Source organism: Candidatus Nitrospira neuquenensis, from assembly GCF_979578155.1.
The window spans coordinates 208082-225539 of the sequence record NZ_CEFZDU010000011.1 but is presented as its reverse complement, the minus strand read 5'-3'; the positions used below and the strand labels follow the sequence as shown (position 1 = coordinate 225539).

20 protein-coding genes and 1 pseudogene are annotated in these 17458 nt (G+C 67.3%); 9 read left to right on the top strand and 12 right to left on the bottom strand.

Features of this window, described 5'->3' with window-relative positions; all coding sequences use genetic code 11:
• Nucleotides 1-26: 26 nt before the first annotated feature.
• From AC1U7O_RS06150 to AC1U7O_RS06125, 6 genes are all read left to right on the top strand, one after another.
• Nucleotides 27-1280, top strand: coding sequence for a sigma-70 family RNA polymerase sigma factor (locus AC1U7O_RS06150; RefSeq protein ID WP_479893758.1), 1254 nt, complete (start codon nt 27-29; stop codon nt 1278-1280).
• A gap of 160 nt (nt 1281-1440) precedes the next feature.
• A complete protein-coding gene (locus AC1U7O_RS06145) occupies nt 1441-2481 on the top strand; it encodes a S1C family serine protease (protein WP_479893757.1) in 1041 nt (346 codons plus the stop codon).
• 138 nt (nt 2482-2619) lie between these two features.
• Nucleotides 2620-3339 (top strand): lipoyl(octanoyl) transferase LipB, encoded by a 720-nt coding sequence (gene lipB, locus AC1U7O_RS06140; RefSeq protein ID WP_479893756.1) that lies wholly within the window; start codon nt 2620-2622, stop codon nt 3337-3339.
• A 49-nt stretch (nt 3340-3388) separates the two neighbouring features.
• Nucleotides 3389-4645 carry a Glu/Leu/Phe/Val family dehydrogenase gene (locus AC1U7O_RS06135; RefSeq protein WP_479893755.1) on the top strand — a complete coding sequence of 419 codons (1257 nt, stop codon included), beginning with the start codon at nt 3389-3391 and terminating at the stop codon, nt 4643-4645.
• A gap of 68 nt (nt 4646-4713) precedes the next feature.
• Nucleotides 4714-5100 carry a DUF2065 family protein gene (locus tag AC1U7O_RS06130; protein WP_479893754.1) on the top strand — a complete coding sequence of 129 codons (387 nt, stop codon included), beginning with the start codon at nt 4714-4716 and terminating at the stop codon, nt 5098-5100.
• A 31-nt stretch (nt 5101-5131) separates the two neighbouring features.
• Nucleotides 5132-5419 carry a hypothetical protein gene (locus tag AC1U7O_RS06125; RefSeq protein WP_479893753.1) on the top strand — a complete coding sequence of 96 codons (288 nt, stop codon included), beginning with the start codon at nt 5132-5134 and terminating at the stop codon, nt 5417-5419.
• 39 nt (nt 5420-5458) lie between these two features.
• Here the strand turns inward: AC1U7O_RS06125 and AC1U7O_RS06120 are convergent, their stop codons facing one another.
• On the bottom strand, nt 5459-5911 hold the full coding sequence (locus AC1U7O_RS06120) for a group I truncated hemoglobin (RefSeq protein WP_479893752.1): 453 nt from the start codon (nt 5909-5911) through the stop codon (nt 5459-5461).
• A gap of 165 nt (nt 5912-6076) precedes the next feature.
• Between AC1U7O_RS06120 and AC1U7O_RS06115 the strand changes: the two genes are divergently transcribed.
• Together AC1U7O_RS06115 and AC1U7O_RS06110 are read left to right on the top strand one after the other, a co-directional pair.
• The gene (locus AC1U7O_RS06115; protein ID WP_479893750.1) at nt 6077-7021 is read left to right on the top strand and encodes a LysR substrate-binding domain-containing protein; all 945 of its coding nucleotides are present in this window, start codon (nt 6077-6079) and stop codon (nt 7019-7021) included.
• Between the two features lie 118 nt (nt 7022-7139).
• Nucleotides 7140-7679: a hypothetical protein gene (locus tag AC1U7O_RS06110; RefSeq protein ID WP_479893749.1), complete on the top strand. Its 540-nt coding sequence runs from the start codon at nt 7140-7142 to the stop codon at nt 7677-7679.
• A gap of 164 nt (nt 7680-7843) precedes the next feature.
• On the opposite strand, the gene AC1U7O_RS06105 is transcribed toward AC1U7O_RS06110, so the two are convergent.
• The 4 genes from AC1U7O_RS06105 to AC1U7O_RS06090 all read right to left on the bottom strand — a co-directional run bounded on the left by AC1U7O_RS06105 (nt 7844) and on the right by AC1U7O_RS06090 (nt 10634).
• Complete coding sequence (locus AC1U7O_RS06105) at nt 7844-8755, bottom strand: D-alanyl-D-alanine carboxypeptidase family protein (protein WP_479893748.1); 912 nt, start codon at nt 8753-8755, stop codon at nt 7844-7846.
• A 10-nt stretch (nt 8756-8765) separates the two neighbouring features.
• The gene (locus tag AC1U7O_RS06100) at nt 8766-8954 is read right to left on the bottom strand and encodes a hypothetical protein (protein WP_479893746.1); all 189 of its coding nucleotides are present in this window, start codon (nt 8952-8954) and stop codon (nt 8766-8768) included.
• A 139-nt stretch (nt 8955-9093) separates the two neighbouring features.
• Nucleotides 9094-9294: a hypothetical protein gene (locus tag AC1U7O_RS06095; protein WP_479893745.1), complete on the bottom strand. Its 201-nt coding sequence runs from the start codon at nt 9292-9294 to the stop codon at nt 9094-9096.
• 113 nt (nt 9295-9407) lie between these two features.
• Nucleotides 9408-10634 (bottom strand): FG-GAP repeat domain-containing protein, encoded by a 1227-nt coding sequence (locus tag AC1U7O_RS06090; RefSeq protein ID WP_479893744.1) that lies wholly within the window; start codon nt 10632-10634, stop codon nt 9408-9410.
• A gap of 199 nt (nt 10635-10833) precedes the next feature.
• Between AC1U7O_RS06090 and AC1U7O_RS06085 the strand changes: the two genes are divergently transcribed.
• On the top strand, nt 10834-11157 hold the full coding sequence (locus AC1U7O_RS06085; RefSeq protein ID WP_479893743.1) for a hypothetical protein: 324 nt from the start codon (nt 10834-10836) through the stop codon (nt 11155-11157).
• Nucleotides 11158-11346: 189 nt separating this feature from the next.
• On the opposite strand, the gene AC1U7O_RS06080 is transcribed toward AC1U7O_RS06085, so the two are convergent.
• From AC1U7O_RS06080 to cmk, 7 genes and pseudogenes are all read right to left on the bottom strand, one after another.
• Nucleotides 11347-11994 carry a hypothetical protein gene (locus AC1U7O_RS06080; RefSeq protein WP_479893742.1) on the bottom strand — a complete coding sequence of 216 codons (648 nt, stop codon included), beginning with the start codon at nt 11992-11994 and terminating at the stop codon, nt 11347-11349.
• Nucleotides 11995-12031: 37 nt separating this feature from the next.
• The gene (locus tag AC1U7O_RS06075; protein ID WP_479893741.1) at nt 12032-13024 is read right to left on the bottom strand and encodes a PCP reductase family protein; all 993 of its coding nucleotides are present in this window, start codon (nt 13022-13024) and stop codon (nt 12032-12034) included.
• A gap of 25 nt (nt 13025-13049) precedes the next feature.
• Nucleotides 13050-13352, bottom strand: a pseudogene (locus AC1U7O_RS06070) (HU family DNA-binding protein); the annotation flags it as partial.
• 46 nt (nt 13353-13398) lie between these two features.
• Nucleotides 13399-14295, bottom strand: coding sequence for a signal peptide peptidase SppA (gene sppA / locus AC1U7O_RS06065; protein ID WP_479893740.1), 897 nt, complete (start codon nt 14293-14295; stop codon nt 13399-13401).
• Nucleotides 14296-14324: 29 nt separating this feature from the next.
• Entirely contained in the window at nt 14325-16043 is a 1719-nt protein-coding gene (locus AC1U7O_RS06060; protein WP_479893739.1) for a 30S ribosomal protein S1, read from the bottom strand.
• A 66-nt stretch (nt 16044-16109) separates the two neighbouring features.
• Complete coding sequence (locus AC1U7O_RS06055) at nt 16110-16802, bottom strand: lysophospholipid acyltransferase family protein (RefSeq protein WP_479893738.1); 693 nt, start codon at nt 16800-16802, stop codon at nt 16110-16112.
• Nucleotides 16799-17455, bottom strand: a complete 657-nt coding sequence (gene cmk, locus AC1U7O_RS06050) for a (d)CMP kinase (RefSeq protein WP_479893737.1) — start codon at nt 17453-17455, stop codon at nt 16799-16801. The genes AC1U7O_RS06055 and cmk overlap by 4 nt, the downstream gene beginning before the upstream one ends.
• Between the last annotated feature and the right edge of the window lie 3 nt (nt 17456-17458).

Genomic DNA, 17458 nt, shown 5'->3' with positions numbered 1-17458 from the left:
GACCAGCAAGAACAAGAAGGTGCAGCATGAAGAAGGAGTTGGGAATAGGCAGCGGCATGCAGGGACAAGGAGGGGCGTTCGGCCTGGAAGCTGACGACCCGGCAGCGAGCGACCTGCTCGAGGTGATCGAGCGTGGTCCCGTCGAGCCATCGGAGGCACCGGTTCGCAGCCCCAAGGCGAAGGCGGCAAGGGTCGAGGATCAGTCCCTGGCCCTGGAATCCGTATACTTCCGCTCCTTCGGTGAGCGGCCCCTGCTGACCCGGGAGCAGGAGATCGCCCTGGCCAAGCAAGTCGACCAGGGCACCCGCACGATTCGCAACAGCGTGCGGGAGTGCGTCCGCATCGGCTCCGGCCTCCGCAAGACCGAGCTGCTGGAGCAGACCGTCAACGACCTCCGCCAGTTCCTCGCCCTGAGCGGATTCTCGGCCACGGCCCTCGACCGGGCGCTGGCCGGAGTGGACGCCCTGCTCGGCCAGGCCCGTGAAGCGGGCAGGACCGCCGCCGCCAAGGCCAAGCGTCTGGCCGCGTATCGGCGGCAGATCGCCGACGCGCGGATCGGCTTCGAGCGCGCCAAGGACGAGCTGGTGCGATACAACCTCCGCCTGGTGGTGGACATCGCCAAGCATTACACCGGCCGAGGCCTGACGCTGCTCGACTTGGTGCAGGAAGGCAATATCGGCCTCATGAAGGCGACCGAGCGGTACCAGTACCGCAAGGGATTCAAGTTCAGCACCTACGCGACCTGGTGGATTCGTCAGGGCATCACGCGGGCGCTGGCCGACCAGTCACGGACCATCCGAATCCCCGTGCACCTCACGGAAGCGTCGAACCGCATCCTGAGGACCTCGCGGCGGCTCGTACAGCAGCTCGGCCGCGAGCCGCTTCCCGATGAGCTGGGCAAGGCGCTGAAGCAGCGGCCCAGTAAGATCCAGGAGACGCTGCAGGCCTTCCAGGAACCGATCTCGCTGGAAAACCCCGTGGGAGACGGCGAAACCCTGTTCGGGGAGCTGCTGGCCGATCCCCAGGCCCTTTCCCCCGACTCGCACGTCCACCGGACGGAGATGACGCGCGAGTTGGATCGCATCCTGGGCACCCTCACCCCGCGGGAACAGACGGTTATCCGGTTGCGGTTCGGCATCGGCCAGGACGAGCCCTGGACGCTCGAGCAGGTCGGCCAAAACCTCTCGGTGACACGGGAACGGATCCGGCAGATCGAGGCCAAGGCGCTCAAGAAGCTCAAGTCTCCCGAGATCAAGCAGATGTTCGCGGCCATCAAGTAAGCACTCCGGCCGGCACCCAACAGGAGGGCGAGGCCCCGCGGCCTCGCCCTCCGTGTTTTCGGGCCCCTGCATTTCTGCTAGACTGTCGCCCCGGTCGACTGACGAAGCGGGCGACCGTAGTCATCTCCCGAGGACGACTCGCGCCGTGGTGGAGGCGAACGTGAAGAGCTCGAGGTGGTGCCGGCCGCTGTCCTCCCTGGCCGGCTTGGCGTTCTCCCTCATCGTCGGGAGCGCGGCGCTCGCGCAGTCACCCGCGGACGCCGCCCGCAGCAAGACCCTCTCCGTGTCCGAAGTGGTGGCCGCGGTCAGGCCATCCGTCGTGACCATCATCGCTCGGGGCGTTCCCCCGAACCCCTTCCAGCATCCCTCACCTCCAGGCTCGGGCTCGGGTATCATCCTTGACGAGTCCGGCCAGATCCTGACCAACAACCATCTGGTGGAGGGCATCAAGAACGTGCTGGTCGGGCTCCCGTCCGGTCGGCTCACGCCCGGCCGGGTGATCGGCCGGGACTTCCTCCTGGACTTGGCACTGGTGAAGATCGAGGCGAAGGACCTGGTTCCGGCCCGCCTGGGCCGGTCGTCCGAGCTCCAGATCGGTGAGACCGTCGTGGCCATCGGCAATCCCTTCGCGCTCAAGGGCGGCTCCACCGTCACGGTCGGCGTCGTGAGCGCCCTCGACCGGGCCATCCTGGCGCCTAACGGCGAAACGCTCTACGACCTGATCCAGACCGACGCCGCGATCAACCCCGGCAACAGCGGAGGCCCGCTGGTGGACCTGTCGGGACGGGTCGTCGGGATCAATGCGGCCGTCGCGCCCGCCGCCCAGGCGATCAGTTACGCCATCTCGATCGACGCCGCTTCCCCCAACATCGCCTCGATGATGGTTCGGGGGACGGTCATGAGACCCGACGTGGGGTTTATCCCCGTGACCGTCACGCCCAGCGTCGCCGCGAGCTTCGACCTCGACGTGGACCGCGGCGTCCTGGCGGTCCAGGTGTCGTCGGCGAAGCCGGCCGCGCAGTCGGGACTGCAGGACGGCGACGTCATCACGGCTATCGACAACAGCCCGATCTTCAACCAGGCCGACTTCTGGCACCTGTTCTTGCAAGGTCACGACCCCGCCAAGCTCACCGTCTACCGAAAGTCCGGACCGCTGTCGATCACCTTGCCCCGGACCCGTCCGCCACAAGCGTCCCGCTGACGCGCTCATCGCCCACCTTCCGCCGCCGCCCCCTTCTTTGCCCGTCTGCTGGCCCTATGCTATAGTCGGTTGCGGGCCGACGGCATCCCCTCCGGTGCCGGGCGCCTGCGGGCAGCAAGGCGGCGTCGTTCAACGTCCATGGGTCCTGCCACCACAAGGCCTGCACTCGACCATCCGCCCCCCCTCGCCCCCGTCCCTGGAAGGCGCCGGGCGGCCCTCCGGGAATCGGCGCGATTGGACTACCAGCACGCCTGGGCCCTGCAGCAGCGCCTCGTCCAGGCCCGGCAGGCCGACCGGTGCCCCGATACGCTTTTGCTGCTCGAGCATGACCCCGTCTACACGGTCGGCCGACGAGGTCAGCCCGCCCATTGGCACGGTGACCGCGACAGCGCCGGAATCGGCGGAATTCCCCTGTATCATGTGGATCGAGGCGGCTCGGTCACCTACCACGGACCGGGACAGATCGTCGGCTACCCCATCCTGCGGCTCCGGCACTTTTGTCCCGGGCCCAAGGCCTACGTTGGGATGGTCGAGGAAGCGGTGATCCGCACGCTCGGTGCCTGGGGCCTGGACGGCTTCCGCCTCTGGGGGTTTCCCGGCGTGTGGATACGCCGCGAGCATCCGGCCAAGATTGCCGCAGTGGGCGTCCGGATCGCGCGCGGCGTCACCATGCACGGCTTCGCGTTGAATGTCGCCCCGGACCTGACGGCGTTCGACCGCATCGTCCCCTGCGGTCTCGAGGGGGCGGCGGTCACCTCGATGGCGGCGGAGCTCGGCGCCGACGTCGACCTGCCGGCGGTCCGGCGGCGTCTGGCCGCCGTGTTCGCGGACCTGTTCGGGCTGGAATGGATCGTGTAGGGTCCGGTCGATCGGCCGCACGATCCCGACAGCGCAGGGGGAGAGATCGGTGAACGAACTCGAGACTGACACCTACCGCCTGGCGGTGGCGCAATTCGATCGGGCGGCCGAACTGATGGGCCTGGACCCCAACCTGCGGGAACGGCTCAAGATGCCGGAGCGCTCCCTGATCGTCAGCATTCCGATCCGGATGGACGACGGCGCGGTCAAGGTATTCACCGGCTACCGGGTCCAACACGACTCCTCGCGCGGCCCCTCGAAGGGCGGCATCCGCTACCACCCCTCCGTGAACCTGGGGGAGGTGGGCGCGCTGGCGATGTGGATGACCTGGAAATGCGCCCTGGCCGGGCTGCCGTATGGTGGGGCCAAGGGCGGCGTGCGCGTCTCGCCGAAGGAGCTTTCTCACGCGGAGCTGCAGCGCCTCACGCGGCGGTATGCAGCGGAGATCTTTCCCCTGCTCGGCCCCGACAAGGACGTACCGGCTCCGGACGTCGGCACCAACGCCCAGGTCATGGCCTGGATCATGGATACCTACAGCCAGCAGGTGGGATTCGCCGTTCCCGGCGTGGTCACGGGCAAGCCCCTCTCCATCGGGGGGAGCCTGGGGCGGGAGGAGGCTACGGGCCGCGGCGTCGTGTCCGTGACGCTGGAGGCCCTCGGGCATTTGGGACTGGGGATCGACCGGGCCACCGTCGCGGTTCAGGGGTTCGGGAACGTCGGCTCGAACACCGCCCGCATCATGGCGGAGGCCGGGGCCACGGTCATCGCGGTCAGCGACGTCTCCGGCGGGCTGTACAACCCGAAGGGACTGGACCTTCCGGAGCTGCTCCGGCGCTATGGCCAGGAGGAGCGGTCGTTGCGGGACACCAAGCTGGGCGACTTCATCACCAACGAAGAGCTCCTGGCCCTGGACTGCACCGTCCTTGTGCCGGCGGCCCTCTCGGAGCAGATCACCGTCAAGACCGCGCCGTCCGTCCGTTGCCGGGTCCTCGTCGAGGGCGCGAACGGCCCGACCACCCTGGAAGCCGACCAGATTCTGGAAGACAAGGGCGTCTTCGTCATTCCCGACATCCTGGCCAACTCAGGAGGCGTGATCGTTTCCTATTTCGAATGGGTCCAGGACGCGCAGCGGTTCTTCTGGCGCGAGAAAGACATCCGGGACCGCCTGCACGAGATCATCACCGCCGCCTTCCAACGGACCCTGGAATTTTCCCGGGCACGAGGGGTTTCCATGCGGATGGCCGCCTTGATGAGCGGCATCGACAAGGTCGCGCAGGCCCATCTGGCCCGGGGGCTCTATCCTTAGGCGAGCGGTCGGGCCGCGGCGCTTCCACGAGCCCTCACGCCCCTCCGGGCCTGTGTGAGGAATGGGCCATGCCCTATCTCTTGGCGGCGATCGCCGGTATCTGGATGGCCGACGGGCTCTGCCTGCTCGTCGCGCCCCGACAGGTGGCCGGTCGCCTGCGGGAGGTCCTGGCCGTTTCGCCCACGATGATTCGTTGGGAGGGCCTCAACGTCCTGCTCGGGCTGCTGCTGTTCGCCGACGCCGAAGGGCTGCGGTACCAACCGCTCTGGCTGATGTGCGGCGTCGTCATGGTGCTGAAGGGAACGCTCCTGACCGTCGGACCGGACCGCTGGCGCCATACCGTCCTGGACTGGTTTCTGCGTCGGGAGGACGTGGACTATCGGTTCTTCGGCCTCGGCCTTTGCGCCCTCGCCCTGCTCTTGCTCCATGCCCTCGGCTGGCTCGGTCCGGCATGAGGCCGTCGGTCTTCGCCGTGAGGATACCGTCGTGAGCCCGATCGTGGCGCTCTGGGAAGTCCACCGCGACGCGGGATGGCCGGTCTTTTCCTCTCCCGACGAGGGCCACCTGATGACCCTCGACACGGTGATCGGCGGTTGCACGACCTACTTCTTGGACAACCCGGAGGGTCTTGATGCCCAGCGACTCGCCATCCTGGCGGATTGTCTGGCCGATCTCGACGAGCTCCTGCCGTCCGTGCCCGAGGAGGCTTCCGCGTACTTCGAGCGACTGAGAACGCTGGCCGGCCTCCTCCTTGCGGCGCAGGGGAGCCCGTAAACCGGGCGGGGCCGTGACGACCCCGCCCGTGGAACGCCGCTATGGCACCTCCACGATGTCCGGCCTCATGGGGCTTAAGAGGTTGAGCAACTCCTGCTGTTCCTTGGCCGGGACTTTTAGCTGGTCCATGGCCTTCCTCAGGTCCTCGACGAGCGCGTCGAAGTCGCTCGTCGAGATGCGCATCCCCGCGTGGGTCGTCTTCATGTCCCGCCCCCTGTACTGACAGGGCCCGCCGGTGGCCTGGCAAACCTGGTCCACCAAATTACCCTTGAGCTTGGGGATGTCCACGTTGGCGAACCGCCCGTTGATCCGTCGGTCCTGGGCCACATTCGCCACGAAGGCCTCCACCACGGCCTGAATAGCCGGCTTCCCGCCGAGACGCTCGTAGAGGGCCGGGCCGCTTTCGCCCATGCGCGTCTCGGCGCACCCGCCCGCGACGAGCACGACCCCGACCGCCCAGCCATACCGCCATCCCCTCATTCTGCCGAGCATCGACACCTCCTTCCTACGATTGCAACTCCGCCTTCCTTCCGGCCTCGCCCCGAGGGACTCCCCCTCGGAGTGCTCTGTGCCGGACTGTACAGGACGAAGGCGTGATAGTTCCAATACATTGATTTCATCAAACCGATAAGATTAACTTATAGGACGAGGTGACCGATGGAATTGCGCCAGGCCCGATATTTTCTCGCCGTGGCCACCCATCAGAGCTTTACCAGGGCGGCGGAGTCGCTGCACCTCTCCCAACCCTCCCTCTCGGTCCAGATCGCAGCCCTGGAGGAGGAATTAGGGGCGCGGCTGTTCGACCGGCTGGGGAAGCGGGTCATCCTGACCCAGGCCGGCGAGGTCTTCCACCGCCATGCCGAGCGTTTGTTGCGGGAGGCGGACCAGGCAGCGCAGACGATTCGTGATCTGGCCGGCGGCCGAGGGGGGCGCCTGCGGGTCGGCGCCCTGTCCACCGTCAATTCCTACCTCGTTCCGCCGTTGGTCTCCGAATTCCGTCGGCGGTTTCCCCTGGTGCAGATCCACATCGAGGCCCTGCCGTCGGCCGAGATCGCCCGAGGTGTCACGGAAGGCCGCCTGGACCTGGGCCTCTGCCTGCTTCCCGTCGGCTCGGACCGCCTGGCCGTCACGCCGCTCTTCGAAGAGCGGCTGGTGCTCGTCGCGCCGACACGGGACCGCGCGCTCCCGCGCCGCGTGCGGCTGCGGGAGCTGGCCCATCTCCCGCTGATCCTCATGCCCGCCGACTACTGTCTTCGTCGGATGATCGAGGCCGAATGCAGCCGGGTCGGCGTCCAGCCGCAGGTCCTGACCGAAATGACCGCGCCGGACGGCATTTTGGAGGCGGTGCGGCACGGGGCGGGCCTCACCATCCTTCCCGAGTTCTATCTCCGCCGGCGCCTGCAGAGCGCCGCGCTCCGCACGGTCGAATTGTACGATCCCATCCCGCGCCATCCGGTCGGCCTGATCTACCAGGAGGGACGACACCTCGGGCTCCCGGCTCGGGAGTTCCTCGGCCTTTGTCGCACCGTCTTGGCCCAGTTCGGTCCCAGGCCCGCACGGAAGGCCGTACCGTCTCACCGCACGCCGGCGCAGGCGCGGTGATCGTCGCCTTGCAAGTTATCTCTCCCTCCGCTACAATGGCGCCGTTTTTTTGCCCGGCACCGATTGGCCTCGTCTCGGCGTGCGGCGGGAGGCTCGGCCATCAAGCATGGAGGGATCGATGGACGCGCGACGGCGGACGATCTGGCTCGGCTCCCTGGCTTCCATGCTGACCCTCTCCGTGCTCCTGGCCGCCATGGCCCACGCCGACCCCTACGAGCTCACCAAGACGGACGTGATGGATCCCAAGGCCGTCAAGAGCGCCGACATCTCTCTCTTCGGGGTCAAACTGGGTGATGCGGAGGCCAAGGCCACGGACATCCTGATCAACGAGAAGATCCCCGGAGTGAAGGCCGAGCAGGAAGGGACGTTCATTCTGCTCCTCGACTCCAGGAAACCGACCGGCCCGATGGCCGGCGTTCGCCTGATGGACGGAAAGGTGGACCTGATCTTCATCAACAACCGTTTCGCCTACAAAGCCCGCGGCATTTTCCGCAACGTCCTCAACAGCGAGAGTCCGGACGAAATCCGCAAGCTCCTGGGCAAGGAAGACTACGGAGACGAGAACGTGATGGGCGCGGCGCTCACCTACGAGAAGCAGGGGTTCCTGGTCAACTATCTCGGCAAGGACATCAACGTCGAGTTTTCGCTCCCGCAGTAACCGGCCCGGCCGACGGTCGAGGCTGTTCCGATTCGGCCGTTCCGTCCGCTCCCCGCCCGTGCGCCCTGTCCCTCCAGACCCCCTCCGCGAGCGAAGCGGCGGGCCCACCAAGACCCGGACGGGCCATGTGCCTTTCAGGGGAGTGCTTCCCTTCGCAGGAGGGATTACCGCATCGCGTAGGCGGGCTGCTCGAGCGTACGCAGCCCGTAGTTGATGAGGTCTTGCGCGGAGTTCCAGCGCCGATTGGCGTGGAGGAGGACCAGCAGGAGCTCCTTGCCGTCCTGGGAGACCTTGGCGACCAGGCACCGTCCCGCCTGTGACGTGAACCCCGTCTTCACTCCTTCGACGCCGGGCATGGCGCCCAGGAGCCGGTTGGTGTTGCGGAGCAGGAACGAGCGGTTCGCATTGACGGCGGTGATGACCTCATAGCGTTCGCGCACGAAGGCTTTGAACACCGGGTCCTGGAGCGCGATCTCCGTGAGCCTCGCGAGGTCCACCGCCGTCGAGTAGTGGCTCGGCGAATCGAACCCGCAGGCGTTGCTGAAGTGGGTGTCCTGCAGCCCCAGAGCGACGGCCTTGCGGTTCATCAGCGCCACGAAGCCTTCCTCCGACCCGCCGATGTGCTCCGCCGCGGCCAGGCAAGCGTCGTTCGCTGACGTGATCAGCATCGCCTTGAGGAGATCCTCCAGCCGAAAGACCTGCCCCGCCCGGAGGCGCAGATGGATTTTCGGCGCCGCCGCCGCCCTTCGGCTGACCGTGACGAGGTCCTGCAATCGGCCCTCCTCCAGAATGACCAACGCCGACATGATCTTGGTGAGGCTGGCGGGAGAGAGGCGTCGATCGGCCATGAACTCATAGATCGTCCGGCCGGTCGTGAGGTCCTTGAGCAGGATGCCGTGGGCCGAGGCGCGTGGGCCGAGGATCTTATAGATCGGCGGCTTGGCGGCCGACAGAGGCTCCGCCCCCGCCGACGACCCGATGATTAGGCCGGAAGCGCCGAGCACCACGGCCACCAACAAGGCCCGCAGCCCCAGCCCCCTCGACCCGACACCCGCCGCCGCGAGCTGCCCCCCCATCGCCCCTCCGTCAGAGCGTGAGCGTTTCACGGACCTTGGAGCCTCGAAACCCGCTGTCGAGCACGCGGTGAAAAAACCTGAGGAGGTCGGCAAGGTCGAGCCAGAACCCGCAGTTGAGACAGCGGGCGTACAACCGCCGGTTGACGAGCGTGTAGTGGCGCTCCACGAGCATGAAGCCTTGGCATTTCAGGCAGTGCACGCGGTCCCCCCGGCGGTGAGAAGCGGGTCGGCTTCGCCGACGGCTCGACCGGACCGCCGCAGCCCGCGGGCACCGCCGACCGAAGCCGGAAAGGCTTCTACTCCGTATTTCCCCCTCCTGTCAAGCCTTTTGTGGAGGGTCAGCGGAGCCGATTCATGATCAACGCCAGACAGCCGGCCAGCAAGCCGCCGCCGGCGATGGTCATGGTGAAGGTGAGCAGGGCGTGCGTGCTCCCTGCCGGGTGAGATTCGTAGATGAGATCCCGTACTCCGCCCTGAATCATCAAGACCGCCAGCGTCGTGAGCGAGCCGATCCCGAACCACCATGCGAAGGTCCTCACGCAGACCGGCCCCCGGCCGTCTGGGCGAATGGCGGGCCCGGCTCAACGTCCATATCGGCGACTCTAGCCGAGAGCTTGAGTCCTGTCAAGAAACTGGCCGGAGGATTCGCCCCTCAGGAGGCGCTGGGCAGGGGCGCGCTTGCCCCCTTGAGCCCGCGGTGGAGGAACACCGTGACCGTGCCGCTCCCGTTGTCGGCCACGGCCAAGCCCGGCTCCTCCCCTTCGTTGGTGCGGATGTGCAGGGTCGCCATCGCAAAGGGGCCGCCCTTGGCCCGGTAGTTCATGGGGGGATACCGGAACGTCCCGTCGCCGCGGCCGTACAGGATGGAGAGGTTATTGGACTGGATGTTGGCGATCGCGACGTCCGTGAGGCGATCGCCGTCGAAATCCCAGGCCACGCCGTACACCGGTCCGGCGTCCGCCCCCGACTCCTTGCCTTCTTTAAAGGTCCCGTCGCCGTTCCCGAGAAACACCGTGAAGGTGTCCCGCTCGCCGTTGATCACCAGCAGGTCCGTCACCCGATCCCCGTTGAAGTCCGCGAAGCCGACGTTGAGCGGTCGCTTCCCGGTACGATAATCGGTCGGCCCCCGAAACGTCCCGTCCCCTCGCCCGAGCCAGATGGAGACGGCGCTGCTCATGGGGCCCCCGTTGCTCACGGCGATGTCGAGTGTTCCGTCCCCGTTCAGATCCGTCGTGGCGAGCGAGGTGGGCGTATCCCCGAACTCGTACTGCGGCCCGTCGCGAAAGCTGCCGTCCCCGTTGCCGAACAGCATCTTGAGCTTGTCGTTCCGCAAGGCGACGAGGAGGTCGGACCTGCCGTCTCCGTTGACGTCGCCGGCCGCGATCGACACGGGCGTCCGGTGGACCGCGTACCGGTGCTCCAGCCGGAACGTGCCCCCCGGGACGCCGAAGAGGACCGCCACCTGGTCGCTCCCGGAGCAGGCCACGGCCGCGTCCAGCAGGCCGTCGCCGTTGTAGTCGGCCAAGGCGAGGGCCCTCGGTTCTTTGGCCGCCTCGATGGACACCTGCTCCCGGAAGCTGCCGTCGCCGTTCCCGAAGAGGATGGAGAGGGTGTTGTCCCCGATGTTGGTCGTGATCAGGTCCGTGATGCCGTCCCGATCGAGGTCGGCGGGCGTCACCGACGTCGGATTCTTGCCGACCTTATAGCTGGCGAACAAATAGAGCAGGTCGGGCGGGTGGTAAGAGTCCTGCTGCCCGCACCCCGCGAGCCCGACCGCGAGGGCCAGCAGGAGCCGGCCAGCCCGATGCCACGGCGGCGGGGCCGCTCGGCCCGCTCCGTGGGGGGGACCGGGCACCATCACCGTCTCGATCGCAGGCACTGATTGCATCGTCCCGGACCACGGCCAAGGGGGAACAGCGGCAGGCGTCTGCCGGGGTCAGGGGGGCCAGTATACAAGGGCCCCCGACGCTTTCGCAATTGCCGGTCGGGCGGTGAATCGGCCGCCCTCGTCGGTTTTCCCGCTGGCGCCCAGCATGAGCGGTACGGTACAATGCCGTCGCTAACCTCAGGAGGGTGTCATGGCCGAGAAAGTCAAGATTGAGCTGACGATGTACGGCATCGCCGAAGTACTGAAGTGGTGCGTGGACCGGAACCATGGCCGAATTCCCGGCACGGATACGGAGGGGTTCAAGAAGATGCAAGCCCTCCTGGCCGAGAAGCCGCAGACCGCAGACTACTTCACGCTGGACCAGTTCTGGAAGAAGACCGTCGTCCTCGAGCTGACCGAGGAGGAAGTCGCGACCATCGACCGTTGCCTGTACGACATCCCCAATTTCGAGAATGTCCCCCTGCCGCAGATTCGCCACAAATTCTGGCCCAAGCAGGCCGCGGCCGCTCACTGACCTCGGGCCGGAATTCCCTCTCCTGGAGCGTCCAGGGGGCTGCTTGAAGAGGGGGCCGATCTATGTTTAAGTGAAGCGGTGGAGGTAGCTTACTTTGGTTGTGCCCCGAAGTAACGACGTCTCCTCATCCTCCTAGGGAGATGTCCCTCCACCACATACCTCCCCGCCCTGGCCGCTCCCGAGCCTGTCTTAATAGGTCGTCCCCGTCGGGCCGGACGCCAGGGGCGGGAGGGGGTCAGACGTCGGCTCCCGCTCCGCTTCCTCCGTCTCCAACCGCTGTCGGCAGAACCGTGTGATCTCGTCGGTGTCGGCGTCAGGGTCCTGGCCGTCCCAGAAGACGGAATGGACGTTCCAGTGGAGGACGGGGTAGAGCAGCAGGCCGGGACCGGTGAGCAGCACCACCCGCGCCTGCGACAGGATCTCCTGCTCTTCCTGCCTCGTGCGAACCCGATCGTACAGACGCTCGTACCACTGCATCGTCGCCCGGTGCCGAGACCTGGCTTCCGCGAGACGCTGGTAGGCCTCGCGTTCGAGGCGCAGGGTGGACTCGGCCTCGCCGGAGGGGCCGAAGAAGAGCGCCGGCCGGAGGTCCCCGTCCCGGGACACCGGCACCGTCGCGCGCAGAGAAGAACGAGGCGGGTGAACGGCGGCGCGGAGGTGCTGCTCGTCGCGTTGGCGGAGGGCGGTGCGCCAGTCCGTCTCGAGGACGTCGATCTCCTGGCGCTCGGCGAGCACATCGCTCGTCAGGCTGGCCAGACACTGGCCGTCCCGCTTCAGGCCGGTTGCGCAGCCGGGCAGGAGGAGGCCCAGGATCACCAACGCCCAGCTCTTCATCATGGACGGCCGGCTCCCACGTCCGGCTGAAGGCTTGGGGCTAGAGGGGGCCCTCGCCCTTGAGATACTTCCTGAACCGGTCCATCAGCTCCTCGCCGAGGACCCCGACCTCCGGCTTGGTCTTCATATAGGCCCGGATCTCGGCCAGGCGCTTCTCGGCCTGCTCGTTGCCCTGGAGGCGCTTGACCTTAACCATCGCGTCCTCGAAGGCGTCGAAGGTGAGCTCCTTGTAGCCGAAGCTGCGGATGCGCTTGACCGCCTTCATCATCGCCTCGTTCCGGAAGGTGGTCAGGTGCTCGGAGTCGATCTCTTTGAGCCCCAGTTTCCTGGCGCGCCGCTCGGCGGCCTTCCGGATCCCGCTGCGGACGAAATCCGGCGAGGTCTGCAGCCGCTTCCACGCCTCGTCGGTCCAGGTCACCCGCTCCTGCGGGGCCTCCCAGACCTGGACGAACACCGACTCATCGACGCGGTCGAAACCCTTCTCCCGGGCCAGGTCCTCGGTGTCGCGCTTCAGCATGTCGAGGACGAACTCCATCGCGATGGGCGGGGCCTCGCGGACCTTTTGCTCCAGCAGGACGCGCGCGCCCTCCGTCCATTCCATCGGCGGCGCCGCCCGCTCCTGCAGATCGCCCAGGGCCTCGACCTTGGCGAACAGCTCGACGTTGACCTCCAGGTGTCCGTCCTTGCGAGCCAGCTCCTCGGCGATCTGCCTGATCATGCCCCGCATGAACTCCGGGACCGTGGCCAGGCGCTCGCGGGCGGCGGCGGTCCAGGGGAGTTGGCCCCGGGCCATCTCCTCCGCGGCCTCGCTCATCCCGGCTTCTCCGCCCATGCGGCCCATCATCTGGCTCTTGAACTGTTCGAGGATCTCCTCCGTGATCTCCGCGTACCCCAGCTCCCGGGCCTTTTTCTCGGCCAGCCGCTTGACCATCCCACGCAGGAACACCGGCGCGCGCTCCATGCGCCTGAGCGCGCCTTCCGTCCAGGCGACCGCGGCCCCCGCCGGCTCCTCCCGCCGATTGAACATGCCCATCACGCGCCCCCTTCGGGCCACAGGGTTACTTGTTCAGGATCTCCTTCAGCTCCTTCCCCGCCTTGAAGAAGGGCACCTTCTTCGCGGGCACGCTGACGGTCGCGCCGGTCTTGGGGTTGCGCCCCTCCTTCGTCCGGCGGGAGCGCAGGCGGAAGCTGCCGAAGCCACGGATCTCCGTCTTGTCCCCCTTCTGCAGGGAGTTGCGAATGGAGTTGAAGATGGTGTTGACCACGACCTCCGCCTGGCGCTTCGTGAGCGTGGTGATCTGCGCCGCGACCTGCTCGATGATCTGTGCCTTGGTCATTCGCCTCTCCTCCTTGGCCGACCCGTGACGAGGCGCTCCGCGCCCCCGCCGCGGGCCTCCCCCTCGGTCGTCAGAACGCCATCAGGTACTTGAGCCGGACGCCGGGCTCGAAGTTCAGGCGTGGCAGCGAGCCGAGCACCCGGCTCTCGAGCAGGTCGCGGATGGAAAACCGGCGGCGCGGCTCGACCACCTTCGGCTCACCCTCGATCCCGGCCAGCTCCGCGGCGACGCGAATGGCGTCGTCCAAGTCTCCCAGGTCGTCCACCAGGTTGGCGTCCTTCGCCTGGCGCCCCGTGAAGATGCGCCCGTCGGCCAGCGGACGGACTTTCGCGATGTCCAGGGACCGTCCCTCGGCCACCGCCTCGATGAACTGACCATGGACGTCGTCCATGACCGACTGGAGGATCTGCCGGTCTTCTTCACTCATCTGTCGGAAGGGCGAGCCGATGTCCTTGTGCCGGCCGCTCTTGACCACCACGCTCTCGACCCCGATCTTCTTGAGCAGACCCTCCAGATTGGCCAGCTCCATGATGACGCCGATGCTCCCCGTCAGGGTGCCCGGGTTCGCGACGATGTGGTCCGTGGCCACGGCGATGTAGTAGCCGCCCGACGCGGCCACGGTCCCCATCGAGGTCACCACGGCCTTGTTCGACTTCTCCCTGATCCGCTTGACGGCGTCATGGATTTCCTGGGAGGGGACGACGCCCCCGCCGGGGCTGTCGATGCGCAGCACGATCGCCTTTACGGAAGGACTGTCGGCGAACCGCTTGAGGTCGCCCACGGTCTGCTCCGCGTCCAGGATGACGCCCTCGACGCGAATCAGAGCCACCCGGTCGCCCGGCGCCAGGTCCATCTCGGGGAAGATGGCGCTGGTCAGCAGGACCAGCGCCATCCCGATTACCAGGGTCCAGAAGACAAACCGCAGGGGGCGTCGTCGCCGGCCCTCGCCGGAGGCATCATCGCTCATCGTCGTTCCCGAGGCTGCGGACCGCGGACTCAGGCCTCGTCGCCCTCGGCCTCTCCCCGCTTCCCGGTCTTCTTCGCGCGACGGCCCAGGCTCTGGTCGAGGGCCCCCTGCGTCGCGTGGAACTCCTCGACCTGCCGGCGCTCGCTGTCCATCTGGAACTCGCGGAGGCTCAGGGCGATTTTGCGCTCATCGCGGTCCACCTTGATGATCTTGGCGCGGACCTCGTCCTGCACCTTGAACTTCTCCTCCAGCCGGACCTGCGGCTCCAGCGCCGCTTCGCTGATGTGGATCAGGCCCTCGACCCCGCCCTCCAGCTCGACGAACACACCGAAATCGGTGAGCTTCATCACCCTGCCGACGGCCTCGGCCCCGACCCGGTAGCGCTGCGGGATCATGTCCTCCCACGGGTCCCGCGTGAGCTGTTTGTAGCCCAGCGACAGCCGCTCCTTGTCCTTGTCGATGCGCAGGACGACGGCCTCGACCTTCTGCCCCTTCTTGAACAGCTCGGAGGGATGCTTGACGTGCCGGGTCCAGGACATGTCCGAGATGTGGATGAGGCCGTCGATCCCCTCATCCAGCCCGATGAAGGCGCCGAAGTCGGTCAGGCTCTTGACCTTGCCCTCGATCTTCGTGCCGGGCGGGTACTTTGCCTCCACCGTGTCCCAGGGGTTCGGCGCGGTCTGCTTCATGCCGAGGGAGATCTTCCGGTTGTTGGGGTCCACGTTGAGCACTGCCGCCTCGACCTGGTCCCCGACGGACACCAGCCGCGAAGGGTGGCGGACCTCATGGGTCCAGGACATCTCCGACACGTGCACGAGCCCCTCCACGCCCGGCTCCAACTCCACGAAGGCACCGTAGTCCGTGAGGCTCACGACGCGGCCGCGCACCCGCGAGCCGACGGGGTACTTGCTCGCCACGTTGGTCCACGGGTCCGCGCTCTTCTGCTTCAGCCCCAGGGAGATGCGGCCGGTTTCCCGATCGTACTTTAAGACCATGACCTCGGCCTTGTCGCCGACCACGAACAACTCCGAGGGATGCCCCACCCGGCCCCACGACATGTCCGTGATGTGCAGCAGACCGTCGATGCCCCCGAGGTCGATGAACGCGCCGTACTCCGTGATGTTCTTGACCGTGCCCTGGATGAGCTGGCCTTCCTTGAGGGTGGCGAGCGTCGTCTGTCGCCGCTTGTCGCGCGTCTCCTCCAGCAGCACCCGGCGCGACACGACGACGTTGCCCCGCCGGTGGTTGATCTTGATGATCCGCAGGGGGAAACTCTTGCCGACGAGCGAATCGAGGTCACGCACCGGATGGAGGTCGATCTGGGAGCCGGGGAGAAAGGCCTTGACCCCGATGTCCACCATCATGCCGCCCTTGATCCGGGAGAGGATCCGCCCTTCGACGGTCTTCTCTTCCTTGTAGGCCTTCTCCAGCTCCTCCCACACCTTCATCTTGTCCGCTTTTTCCTTGGACAGGACGAGGTTGCCCTCGGAGTCCTCCCGCTCCTCAATGTAGACCATCAGCCGGTCGTCCACCTTGAGGTTCTGGAGCTCCTCGGCCGAGAACTGGTCGGCGGGGATCACGCCCTCGGACTTGTACCCGATGTCCACCACCACCTTGTCCTTCCCGGCGGCGATGACGCGTCCCTCGATGATGGTCCCTTCCTCGAAGTTCCGGAAGGTTTCCTCATACAGCGCGGCCAGCGCGCCACGGTCCATCGGTTCCTCTGCCTGCGTCGTTGCGATAGTCATGCGTGGTCCCCAATACCCTTCTCATCCGACCCGCGTCGGGTGCTGACGGTGAATAAGCGCCGGGCCTCACTCAGCCTTGTGAGGCTCGACGGCCGGGCTCGCGAGGCCCCCTCGGGGCTCCTCAGCCGGCTCCTCCGGCGGGGCCACCCGGCCCAGCTCGGCGATCCGGGCCATGACGACCCGGCTCACGTGACGATAGAACTCCTTGCCGCTGCACCGCGCCGCGTCGGCGGTGAAGTCGAGCGGCTTGCCGCAGACCACCCGGATGGGACGGCAGCGGATCCACCGTGCCCCCATGGGGAGCACGTCCCGCGTCCCGCCGATGTAGACCGGGACGACGGGACAGCCGGTCTCGGCCACGATCACGCCGATACCCGGCTTGCCCGGCCGGAGCCGCCCGTCCGGCGTCCTGGTCCCCTCCGGATAGATCACGACCGCCTTCCCTTCCTTGATGAGGCGGATCGCCTTGCCGAACCCCTGCCGGTCCAACCGGCCCATCCGGATGGGAATCCATCCCAGCCAGCGCAGGACCCGCTTGGCGCCCGGCAGCGGGAAAAGGTCATGGCGACCCAGGAACCAGGCCCGCCGCCGGATCCCGCAGCCCAACATCGGGATGTCCAGCAGGCTCGCATGGTTGGCGGCGATCAGGACTCCGCCCCGGGCGGGGACATGCTCCCGGCCGACGATGCGGTACCGAAAGCAGAGCCGCCCCAGCCCGTTGAAGAACACCCAGAGCAGGCCATAGACCAACCCACTCACAGCTTGGTGGCGATCACCGCCATCATGCGCTCGATCACCGCGTCCACGTCCAGCGCCGAGGTGTCGATCACGCAGGCGTCGTCGGCCGGCCGCAGCGGAGCCACCTCGCGGGAGCGGTCCCGGGTATCGCGGGCGTCCAAGTGGGCGCGGGCGTCGTCCACCCCCGACGCGTGCCCCGCGCGGGCCAGCTCCAAGTGTCGCCGCGTCGCCCGGACGTCGAGGTGCGCGTCCAGGAAGAACTTGACGTCCGCCGCGGGGAAGATCCGCGTCCCCAAATCCCGGCCCTCCGCCACGATCCCTCCCTCGGCTCCGATGCGCCGCTGCACCGGAACCAGCCAGTCCCGGACGGCGGGCACGGCCGCGATCACGGACGCCGCCTGGCTGACCTCCGGCGTCCTGATCAGACCGGTCACGTCCCGTCCATCCACCAACACGCGCGGAACCGTCGGGTCGAATTCCAACGAAACTTCGGTCCGGTCGAGCATCGCTTCCAACGCCGCCCTATCGGACAGGGCGACCCGGGTCGCGAGCGCCTTCCAGGCGAGGGCGCGATAGAGGGCGCCCGTATCCAGATAGAGGTAGCCCAGCCTCAGCGCCAGCCGGCGGGCCACCGTGCTCTTGCCCGCCCCGGCCGGGCCGTCAATGGTCACCACCAG

Coding starts and splice junctions, on each gene's coding strand:
- AC1U7O_RS06060 (WP_479893739.1), bottom strand. CDS start 16,043: ATGACTATCGCAACGACGCAGGCAGAGGAACCGATGGACCGTGGCGCG.
- AC1U7O_RS06105 (WP_479893748.1), bottom strand. CDS start 8,755: ATGGGGGGGCAGCTCGCGGCGGCGGGTGTCGGGTCGAGGGGGCTGGGG.
- sppA (WP_479893740.1), bottom strand. CDS start 14,295: ATGAGCGATGATGCCTCCGGCGAGGGCCGGCGACGACGCCCCCTGCGG.
- lipB (WP_479893756.1), top strand. CDS start 2,620: ATGGGTCCTGCCACCACAAGGCCTGCACTCGACCATCCGCCCCCCCTC.
- AC1U7O_RS06120 (WP_479893752.1), bottom strand. CDS start 5,911: ATGCTCGGCAGAATGAGGGGATGGCGGTATGGCTGGGCGGTCGGGGTC.
- AC1U7O_RS06130 (WP_479893754.1), top strand. CDS start 4,714: ATGCCCTATCTCTTGGCGGCGATCGCCGGTATCTGGATGGCCGACGGG.
- AC1U7O_RS06080 (WP_479893742.1), bottom strand. CDS start 11,994: ATGATGAAGAGCTGGGCGTTGGTGATCCTGGGCCTCCTCCTGCCCGGC.
- AC1U7O_RS06075 (WP_479893741.1), bottom strand. CDS start 13,024: ATGGGCATGTTCAATCGGCGGGAGGAGCCGGCGGGGGCCGCGGTCGCC.
- AC1U7O_RS06115 (WP_479893750.1), top strand. CDS start 6,077: ATGGAATTGCGCCAGGCCCGATATTTTCTCGCCGTGGCCACCCATCAG.
- AC1U7O_RS06150 (WP_479893758.1), top strand. CDS start 27: ATGAAGAAGGAGTTGGGAATAGGCAGCGGCATGCAGGGACAAGGAGGG.
- AC1U7O_RS06085 (WP_479893743.1), top strand. CDS start 10,834: ATGGCCGAGAAAGTCAAGATTGAGCTGACGATGTACGGCATCGCCGAA.
- AC1U7O_RS06110 (WP_479893749.1), top strand. CDS start 7,140: ATGGACGCGCGACGGCGGACGATCTGGCTCGGCTCCCTGGCTTCCATG.